Here is a 9,554-nt window from a genome sequence, read left to right on the forward strand (position 1 = left end):
TAAACACATAAGCAATAATACTGATTGATTAAGTATTTTACTTTTCTATTTTAAGGATTTCACAATGAGCAAGCCAACAGCGGGTAAATGCCCTGTTATGCACGGTAGTAATTCAGTTGTTTCTAAAGTAAACACCGATTGGTGGCCAAACACACTCAACTTAGACATTCTTCATCAACACGATACTAAATCAAATCCATATGGTACTAATTTTAACTACGCAGAAGCATTTGAATCTCTAGATTTAGACGAAGTTAAAGCCGACTTAAAAACCTTTATGACCGACAGCCAAGATTGGTGGCCTGCCGATTGGGGCCATTACGGTGGTTTAATGATTCGTATGGCATGGCACTCAGCGGGTACATACCGTTTATCTGATGGTCGTGGTGGCGCAAGTACGGGTAACCAACGTTTCTCGCCTTTAAATTCATGGCCAGATAACGCAAGCTTAGATAAAGCACGCAGACTTTTATGGCCACTTAAGAAAAAATACGGTAACAAACTCTCATGGGCCGATTTATTTATTCTTGCTGGTAATATGGCATACGAATCAATGGGTCTTAAAATTTATGGTTTTGCGGGCGGCCGTGAAGACATTTGGCATCCAGAAAAAGATATTTACTGGGGTGCAGAAAAAGAATGGTTAGCACCAAGTGATGAGCGCTACGACAATGTAGAAAAACCAGACACAATGGAAAACCCATTAGCCGCAGTACAAATGGGCCTAATTTACGTTAATCCTGAAGGTGTTAATGGTATACCAGATCCTCTTAAAACAGCGGCTCATGTACGTGAAACATTTGCTCGCATGGCGATGGATGACGAAGAAACCGCAGCGCTAACAGTGGGCGGCCATACAGTAGGTAAAACTCATGGTAATGGTAAAGCAGAGCACTTAGGCCCAGAGCCAGAAGCAGCTGATGTACACGAGCAAGGTTTAGGTTGGAACAGCACCAAAGAAGGCGGCTTTGGTCGTCATACTGTAACCTCGGGCCTTGAAGGCGCATGGACCACACACCCAACAACATGGGATAACGGATACTGCCATTTACTTTTAAATTACGAATGGGAACTCACTAAAAGCCCAGCTGGCGCTCATCAGTGGGAGCCTGTAAATATTAAAGAAGAAGACAAACCAGTAGGCGTAGAAGATTCATCAATTCGTTTAAACCCAATGATGACCGATGCCGATATGGCCATGAAAGTGGACCCTGCGTACCGTAAAATTATTGAGCGTTTTTATAACGACTTTGAATACTTCTCTGATGTATTTGCACGTGCATGGTTTAAGCTAACTCACCGCGATTTAGGTCCTAAAGCATGTTACTTAGGTAAAGACGCGCCAAGCGAAGACCTAATTTGGCAAGATCCTATTCCAGCAGTTGATTACACATTATCAGACGATGAAATCACAAGCTTAAAAGCACAGCTACTTGATTGCGGTGTAAGCGCGAATGATTTAATAAATACAGCGTGGGATAGCGCGCGTACGTATCGTGGTTCTGATAAACGCGGTGGCGCAAATGGCGCACGTATTCGTCTAGCACCACAAAAAGATTGGCAAGGTAATGAGCCAGAGCGCTTAGCAAGTGTGCTTAGTGCCCTTGAAAAAGTACAAGCGGGTTTATCTAAACCAGTAAGCATGGCTGATTTAATCGTCTTAGGTGGCACCGCGGCTGTAGAGCAAGCGGCAAAACAAGCCGGTGTTAATGTAACAGTACCATTTGCACCAGGACGAGGAGACGCAACAGACGAAATGACTGATGCAGAATCGTTTGATGTACTAGAACCAATTCACGATGGATTTAGAAACTGGCTGAAAAAAGATTACGCAGTATCAGCCGAAGAGTTATTACTAGAGCGTAGCCAGTTAATGGGCTTAACAGCACCAGAAATGACTGCACTTGTGGGCGGCATGCGTGTACTAGGTACAAACTACGCAGGCACTAAACATGGTGTACTTACCGATAATGTAGGCACGCTATCTACCGACTTTTTTGTAAACCTAACCGACATGGCTAACAACTGGAAGCCACTAGAGCCAGGTATATATAATATTGTTGAACGCAAAACAGGCACCATTAAATGGACTGCCACACGCGTAGATTTAGTGTTTGGTTCAAACTCTATTTTACGTGCCCTAAGTGAATTTTATGCACAAGACGATAATAAAGAACGTTTTGTACATGACTTTGTAAATGCATGGGTAAAAGTAATGAACGCAGACAGGTTCGATCTTAAATAATCTGTACGCTAAATAAAAACGGGGGAGTATTGAATACTCCCCCGTTTTTTATGCGTTTTAATTTCACGGCTAGATAAGCCCGCTTTTTTTAAAGCAATAAAACTTATAAAAGTGCAAAAAGCTTTTGTAGTTGTGGCATATATTCGCCCACAAGTTCAAGGTTGTTTTCGCTTACTAAAGAATCCGTAGACTCCGCAGCTGCGCTTGAAGATTTACCAAACGAACCCATTAACGAGCTAGCGCCACTATCTTTAGCACTTTTAAGGCTTTGCAGGCCACCCATTACTTTAGTTGCCGTTTCTTGGTTATCAGCAGAAAGGCCCGATTTAAGATTTTCGATATAAGCCATTGATACTTCAGAACCTACCGTTACTAGCTGCTCTGGCGTAAAACCATAACGGTTTGTAACACCCGCGAAGCTTTTGTACAGGTCTTGCTCTTTAATCATGCTTAGTGCACTATTAGCTAAAGAGCTTTGTTCGCCAACGCTTTGCTCTGCAGAACCACCTAACATACTTGCTAAATCTAAGTCTTTTAACGACTCTTGGCTGCTTGCCCAGCTAGTTACAGCAGGTAATGCTTTCATGTAGCTTTGTAATTGGCCTTCGCTAATGTCTTCTGCAAGGCTTGAAAAACTCATTGCTAATAAGCTAAGTGATAAAAGTATTTTTTTCATTGGGCATTTCCTGTTGTTTAATTAACGCTATTTAAAACTAAATGTAAGCGCTTGCCAATACAAAACTAAAGTATTAGGGGGATTTAGGCTATAAAGTAGTATAAATACTTTAAAGTCCTATAACTTAAGCTGATTCAGCACAAATATAGTTACAAATGATATAATGCATTTTTGACAAATAGAGCTGAACACAATGTTAACAATTTCAAATACTGTCACTATCGATGAATGGGAACTAGAGCTCACGGCTATTCGTTCGCAAGGTGCCGGTGGTCAAAATGTTAACAAAGTGGCAAGTGCAATTCATTTACGCTTTGATATTAACCGCTCTAAATTACCTGACTTCTACAAAGAACGCTTACTTGCCTTAAATGATACAAGAATTACCAAAGACGGCGTCTTAATCATTAAAGCGCAAAGCCACCGTACTCAAGAGCTAAATCGAGAAGATGCCCTTAAGCGTTTAAAGGATTTAATTCTTAGTGCTACGGTAGTTAATAAGGCGCGTCGAGCCACCAAGCCCAGCCGTAATTCACAGCGAAAGCGCATGGACAAAAAAACCAAACATGGGCAAAACAAAGCGCTACGCGGCAGCATAAAGTTTTAGCTTTAAATGGTATTAATAAAGTAGAGAAGGGGCTTGATGTTTACATGCAGGCACTATTTTTACACCGTGTTGCTTGTATAAAAATATAAGTGAGGGCTAGCCTCACTTATAATAACTATTAATATTTACTTAGCCATTTCTAAATCAGATTCTGCATCTGCCAACATTGCAAACTCTTCATCAGCGCTTTTAGCAACTAAGTGTTTTGAGCTGTAGCCAAAGTAATATACGGCGCCCACAATAAACAGCATCATAGTGTATAAAAATGCACGAGGGTCGAACGCATACACACCGGTTAATGCTATAAGCGAAAGCACTAAAGCAATACTTGAAGTTACTACACCACCAGGGGTTTTATACGGGCGAGGTAAATCAGGTTGTTTAACGCGTAGCAAAATATGGCTCAGCGCCATCAATGCATACGATACAGTTGCACCTACTACAGCCATTGCAAGTATTAAATCACCCTCGCCACTGAGTGATACTAAAAAACCAAATACGGCAGGTACAATCAACGCACGTGCTGGCACTTTGCGATTAGTCGTAATCGACAACGAACGCGATAAATATCCGGCTCTAGATAAAGCAAACACTAAGCGACTATAACCATAAATAATAGAGAAAAACGAAGCAACTAAACCCGCAAGCCCTAATATATTTACTACAGTTGCTAAGCCCTCACTACCCGATGCATTTAATGCATCAACCAAAGGTACAGCACTTGCGCCCATTGCAGCAGCACCGCCAGCGCCAGGCACTAAAACAACAACTAAAAAAGCAGTAAATAACAAAAAGATCATTGCACCAATAATGCCTTTTGGCACATCTTTAGCGGGATCTTTTGCCTCTTCTGCAGCAAGCGGTACACCTTCTACCGCTAAAAATAACCACATGGCAAACGGTAATGCAGCCCAAACCCCGTACCAACCTAAAGGTAAAAACTCACTGGCTCCCACTGCATCAGTTACGGGGACGTCAAATAAGCGTGATGCATCAAAATTTGTAATTAAAACAAAAGCCGTTGCAATAATAGCTAATACTGCTAAACCACTTATTACCATCATTACTTTAAGTGCTTCTCCTACGCCTGCTAAATGAATTCCCACAAATAGTAAGTAAAATAATGCATATACCCATGGTCCATTAAATCCAGTGAGGGCTTCAACTGCAGAGCCTATAAAAATAACAATAGCAGCGGGCGCTAAAGCGTATTCAATTAATACCGCAAGCCCAGTTAAATAGCCTCCCGCTGGCCCCATAGCTTGGCGCGCAAAACTATAACCACCGCCTGCTGCAGGTACTGCAGCTGACATTTCAGCAAGCGACAATACCAGCGCTAAATACATAACTGCCATTAACACTGCAGCAATGGCAAAGCCACCCCAACCCGCTTCGGCAATACCAAAGTTCCAACCTGCAAAGTCACCCGATATTACATACGACACACCCAAACCTGCGAGTAATAACCACCCCGCAGTACCTCGTTTTAACTGTCTTTTAGCAAGGTACTCTGTATTGTTAGTAGACATAACCCTTCTCCGTTGATGTTTAGTTTTTTTTTTTTATTTCATGTGTTTTTAATTAAAATTACTCAGCAATTAAAAAGTTAGTGGTTGAAACCTGATGCTCAATTACATCGTCTTGTGTACGGTCTTTTAAATTAACCCCAGTTAGTTTTAGTTTTTTAGCTTCACGTAATAAGTACAGCGCACGCCTAGCCGCTTCTGTATAAGGTAGGCCTGCTGGGCGAATATTCGATATGCAATTACGACATGCATCGTTAAGTCCTGTTTTAGGCTCCCATGTTAAATACAAGCCAAGGCTATCTGGCGAACTAAGTCCTGGGCGCTCTCCTATTAACACCATAACCACCTGCGCATTTAGCAACTCACCTATATCGTCGCCAATTGCTACTCGACCTTGTTCAACCAAAGTAATGGGGGCAATTTTAAATTGCTTGTCTGTTGTAAGGTGCGTTAATAGCTCTGTTATAAATGGGTATGCATTTTTTTGTACCGCCAACGAGGAGAGTCCATCCACCACTACAATCGCTAAATCGTATTTAGCCTGAGTAGTGTGCTTTTGTTTATTCATATAGCTGAGAAGTATTTGCCTACCATTTTCATCAAGCTTGCGGCCTAAATCGGGTCGCTGAAGGTAAGTAACCCTGTCAACGGCTTGGCTGTGTAAATGCAGGGGAGGGGCAACTTCTTTTAGAGCACTAATACTGCCTAGTTGCTCAGCCATTTTGTTAATATCAAGCGGAAAACTCACCGCATCGCGTGCTTGTGCATGAGATAGCTGAAAAGCCAGCATTTCTGAGGTTGGCAAACTTATACCCGCACGCCCAAGCCCAATACGCGCATCGGTAAAACGGCGTAAATCACTCCAAGGGTTGTGCACTACATTACCGTTATTTTTATGCTCGTTTACTGAGTTATCTAAAGGAGTGCTCTGTTTTAAACGTGATTTCATGAGCCACCTCCAGTAATTGCACCCAGAGGTTTAGCAAAAGCGGGAGGTAAAGTATCTGAAAGTGTAATATCGGAAGTGTTTTGCATTATTTTCATTTTGCTTAGCCATGCTTCAAACTCGGGGGCAGGTCTAGAGCCAAGTACACGGCGAACATATAATGCATCATGAAACGATGTCGTTTGGTAATTAAGCATAATATCGTCAGAGCCAGGAATTCCCATTACAAACGAGCAACCAGCAACACCTAATAGCGTTAGCAAGTTATCCATATCGTTTTGATCAGCCTCTGCATGATTGGTGTAACACACGTCGGACCCCATCGGTATGCCCAATAACTTAGCGCAAAAGTGATCCTCAAGTCCTGCTCGGGTAATTTCTTTACCATCAAACAAATATTCAGGGCCAATAAACCCCACCACGGTATTTACCAGTAATGGGTTAAACTTACGAGCAACGGCATAAGCGCGAGCTTCGCACGTTTGCTGATCAAGCCCATGATGCGCATTTGCAGAAAGCGAGCTGCCTTGCCCAGTTTCAAAATACATCACATTATTGCCAACAGTGCCGCGCTTTAAACTCAAGGCCGCATCTTGCGCTTCGGCTAAGGTATTTAAATTAAAGCCAAAACTTGAATTAGTAGCCTCTGTGCCACCAATCGACTGAAACACTAAATCAACCGGTGCACCTGCTTCTATGCATTCAATCGTGTTAGTAACATGGGTGAGTACACAGCTTTGGGTTGGTATTTCATATTTTTGAATAACATCATCCATTAGCGTCATTAATTTAATGGCTTGAGCAACATTATCGGTTGCAGGGTTGATACCTATTACGGCATCGCCATTACCGTATAGCAGACCATCGAGCATGCATGCATGCATGCATGCATGCAGCAATACCATTAATATCATCAGTAGGGTGGTTTGGTTGTAAACGTGTAGATAAATGCCCAGGAAGGCCAATAGTATTTCTAAAAGCACTCGTAACATGACACTTTTTAGCAATTAATATGAGATCTTGATTGCGCATTATTTTGCTAACAGCTGCGGCCATTTCGGGCGTAATACCCTGCCTTATACTTGCAAGCACAGCGGGTGTTGCAAAGTCGCTTAAAAGCCAATTACGAAAGTCACCTACGGTTAAATGTGCAATAGCCATAAAAGCATTCGCATCATGTTCGTCAATAATTAAACGTGTAATTTCGTCATCTTCATAGGGAATAAGTACCTCATTTAAAAATGTTTTAAGGGGTACATCGGCCAATGCCATTTGTGCTACAGCGCGCTCTTGCGCCGATTGTGCAATTACACCCGGTAAGCGATCACCCGAACGCTGCGGCGTTGCTTTAGCCATTAACTGGGCTAAGTTATCGAATTTATAAGTATGTGTACCTAAAGTGTAACTGTACGCTTGCCCCATGATTTACTCCACATAACTAACATGACAAACCTTGGTATAGGTTTTGCTATATTTTAGCTATAAATCAATTTTGAATAGTTACAAGACAGCTTATTTTGTACCAAGTAACTATCGAATTTTGGCAAAAGATTATTTATTAATCCAATTCAATTGGTTGCATACGCAAAGCGGTGTTAACTTAAGCATAATAAAAGTGTAACGAAAAAGAGCATCCCCTATATGGCGCAGCAAAATAGGTACGGCGCACCACTTAAGAGCAAGGTGCAAACACATGACATAGACGAGCAAGCGCATAGCCTTACTCAATGGCAGCAAAAATACGATCAAATGAGCGACGGCAGCTTTTATGGTTTTATTGAAGAAACGGATTACGCCAATATTCACGTGTTTAAAGAATACACCGAGCGAGCGCTTCGTCAGTAATGTAACATAGCCCCCAATTCTTTTTGGCTTGGCATCCCTTATCAGTCGCAGCAAAGTAGAATTAATGGCCTAAATGTGGCAAGTAATCAATTTATGTGCCGTACAAGTGATAATGACTTTGAACTGATAACCCCTGAGTAATTTAATATTTATGGTTTGGTAATCGATTGAAACTCAATTGAATATATGGCGCAGCTACAAGGTGTAACATTGAAAAACCTGTCATCTGCGCAATCAGCTCGCTTATCGGTGAGCAACTCATCATTGCAAACGGCAAGGCAAATAATTAATAGCATGGTTGTAGGCAAGGGCTTTGGACTTAAAACCGAATCACAACAAGATATGCTAAACATGTTGGCGCTACACTTATTACAAGCGGATAATCCACAGCAAAATATTGCGCCAAGTTATAAACGTCGAAAAGCCGTGGTAGATAAAGTAAAAGAGTATGTGACCACAAATCCACAAAAAACAATAACCATAACCGAGCTGTGCGAGCTTGCCTTTGTAAGTAGGCGCACACTTCAATATAGCTTTGAGAGTATTTTAGGAATTAACCCTTTGCGGTTTTTACGTTTAACACGTTTAAATAATGTAAGGCGGGAACTGAAAAAATTAAACCAAGATAAGCCAATTTCAGTAATAGCAGCCAATTGGGGGGTTTGGCACGCGGGACAATTTGCTAAAGATTACACGCAACTTTTTGGTGAAAACCCATCACAAACAGTTAAAAATTCAGCACAGCAGTTTGAACCACCGTGCTCTACAAACCCGTAGGTGCGATTTTACATCGCCCTCATGTAACGTAGCTTTAATGTTTTAAAACGAGGTATAAAACCTCACCTACAATCGTGCAAATACCAAACCCGTAGGTGCGAATTTATTTCGCGCTCATGTAACGTGGCTTTAATGCTTTAAAAGTGAAAGCGAGGTATAAAACCTCACCTACATCGTGCAAACACCAAGCCCGTAGGTGCGAATTTATTTCGCGCTCAGGTAATGTGGCTTCAATGCTTTAATAGCGAGGTATAAAACCTCACCTACATCGTGCAAACACTAAGCCCGTAGGTGCGAATTTATTTCGCGCTCTGGTAGCGTGGCTTCAATGCTTTAAAAGCAAGGTGTAAAACCTCACCTACATAGTGCAAACACCGACCCCGTGGGTGCGAATTTATTTCGCGCTCTGGTAGTGTGGCTTCAATGCTTTAAAAGCGAGGTGTAAAACCTCACCTACAATCGTGCAAACACCAAGCCCGTAGGTGCGAATTTATTTCGCGCTCATGTAACGTGGCTTTAATGCTTTAAAAGTAAAAGCGAGGTATAAAACCTCGCTTACTATATTCAAAAGCCCTATTTGATCGGTGCTATTTAAGCCGCGATTAAATAGGACTCTTGTCCTGAATGTTTGTTGCTGCGTTTAAACGAGCCTTTGCCTTTTTTAGCTTTAACCACTTGTGGTTTAAATAATTTAGAGGTTACCAACGCTGCTAGTGCATTGTGGTTTATAACGCCTCGTCCTGTATCTACCGCGCTGTTGCTTGCGGTTTTTGCTTTAGATTTTTTAGTCATATATTTCCTATCAACTAGGGCGTGTTGATCTTTGTGGTATGAAAAACAAACAGCATGAAGATAAGGTATAATTGAATTCGCCAGAAAACTTTACACCGAACCTACATGCCAAGATTAATGTTAACAGACGGGACATGGAA

General features: G+C 41.7%; 8 protein-coding genes and 1 pseudogene. 4 read left to right on the forward strand and 5 right to left on the reverse strand.

The window, feature by feature from the left end:
* Positions 1–64: 64 nt before the first annotated feature.
* The gene (katG, locus tag H4J63_RS07475) at positions 65–2,245 is read left to right on the forward strand and encodes a catalase/peroxidase HPI (protein ID WP_182195754.1); all 2,181 of its coding nucleotides are present in this window, start codon (positions 65–67) and stop codon (positions 2,243–2,245) included.
* 103 nt (positions 2,246–2,348) lie between these two features.
* On the opposite strand, the gene H4J63_RS07480 is transcribed toward katG, so the two are convergent.
* Positions 2,349–2,921: a short-chain dehydrogenase gene (locus H4J63_RS07480; protein ID WP_182195756.1), complete on the reverse strand. Its 573-nt coding sequence runs from the start codon at positions 2,919–2,921 to the stop codon at positions 2,349–2,351.
* Positions 2,922–3,114: 193 nt separating this feature from the next.
* On the opposite strand from H4J63_RS07480, the gene arfB reads away from it, so the two are divergent.
* Entirely contained in the window at positions 3,115–3,528 is a 414-nt protein-coding gene (gene arfB / locus H4J63_RS07485) for an alternative ribosome rescue aminoacyl-tRNA hydrolase ArfB (RefSeq protein WP_002959105.1), read from the forward strand.
* A gap of 125 nt (positions 3,529–3,653) precedes the next feature.
* Here the strand turns inward: arfB and eat are convergent, their stop codons facing one another.
* From eat to H4J63_RS07500, 3 genes and pseudogenes are all read right to left on the reverse strand, one after another.
* The gene (gene eat / locus H4J63_RS07490; RefSeq protein ID WP_182195759.1) at positions 3,654–5,057 is read right to left on the reverse strand and encodes an ethanolamine permease; all 1,404 of its coding nucleotides are present in this window, start codon (positions 5,055–5,057) and stop codon (positions 3,654–3,656) included.
* A 58-nt stretch (positions 5,058–5,115) separates the two neighbouring features.
* A complete protein-coding gene (eutC, locus tag H4J63_RS07495; RefSeq protein ID WP_182195762.1) occupies positions 5,116–6,003 on the reverse strand; it encodes an ethanolamine ammonia-lyase subunit EutC in 888 nt (295 codons plus the stop codon).
* A pseudogene (locus H4J63_RS07500) lies at positions 6,000–7,422 on the reverse strand (ethanolamine ammonia-lyase subunit EutB). The gene eutC and the pseudogene H4J63_RS07500 overlap by 4 nt, the downstream one beginning before the upstream one ends.
* A gap of 219 nt (positions 7,423–7,641) precedes the next feature.
* Between H4J63_RS07500 and H4J63_RS20640 the strand changes: the two are divergent.
* Together H4J63_RS20640 and H4J63_RS20645 are read left to right on the forward strand one after the other, a co-directional pair.
* The gene (locus H4J63_RS20640) at positions 7,642–7,845 is read left to right on the forward strand and encodes a hypothetical protein (RefSeq protein WP_259365586.1); all 204 of its coding nucleotides are present in this window, start codon (positions 7,642–7,644) and stop codon (positions 7,843–7,845) included.
* A 210-nt stretch (positions 7,846–8,055) separates the two neighbouring features.
* On the forward strand, positions 8,056–8,622 hold the full coding sequence (locus H4J63_RS20645; RefSeq protein ID WP_259365587.1) for a helix-turn-helix domain-containing protein: 567 nt from the start codon (positions 8,056–8,058) through the stop codon (positions 8,620–8,622).
* 591 nt (positions 8,623–9,213) lie between these two features.
* Here the strand turns inward: H4J63_RS20645 and arfA are convergent.
* Positions 9,214–9,414, reverse strand: coding sequence for a ribosome alternative rescue factor ArfA (gene arfA / locus H4J63_RS07510; RefSeq protein ID WP_024591136.1), 201 nt, complete (start codon positions 9,412–9,414; stop codon positions 9,214–9,216).
* Between the last annotated feature and the right edge of the window lie 140 nt (positions 9,415–9,554).

It is taken from the genome of Pseudoalteromonas sp. 5Ae-yellow (genome assembly GCF_014077565.1).
In the GTDB taxonomy this organism is placed as follows: Bacteria; Pseudomonadota; Gammaproteobacteria; order Enterobacterales; family Alteromonadaceae; genus Pseudoalteromonas.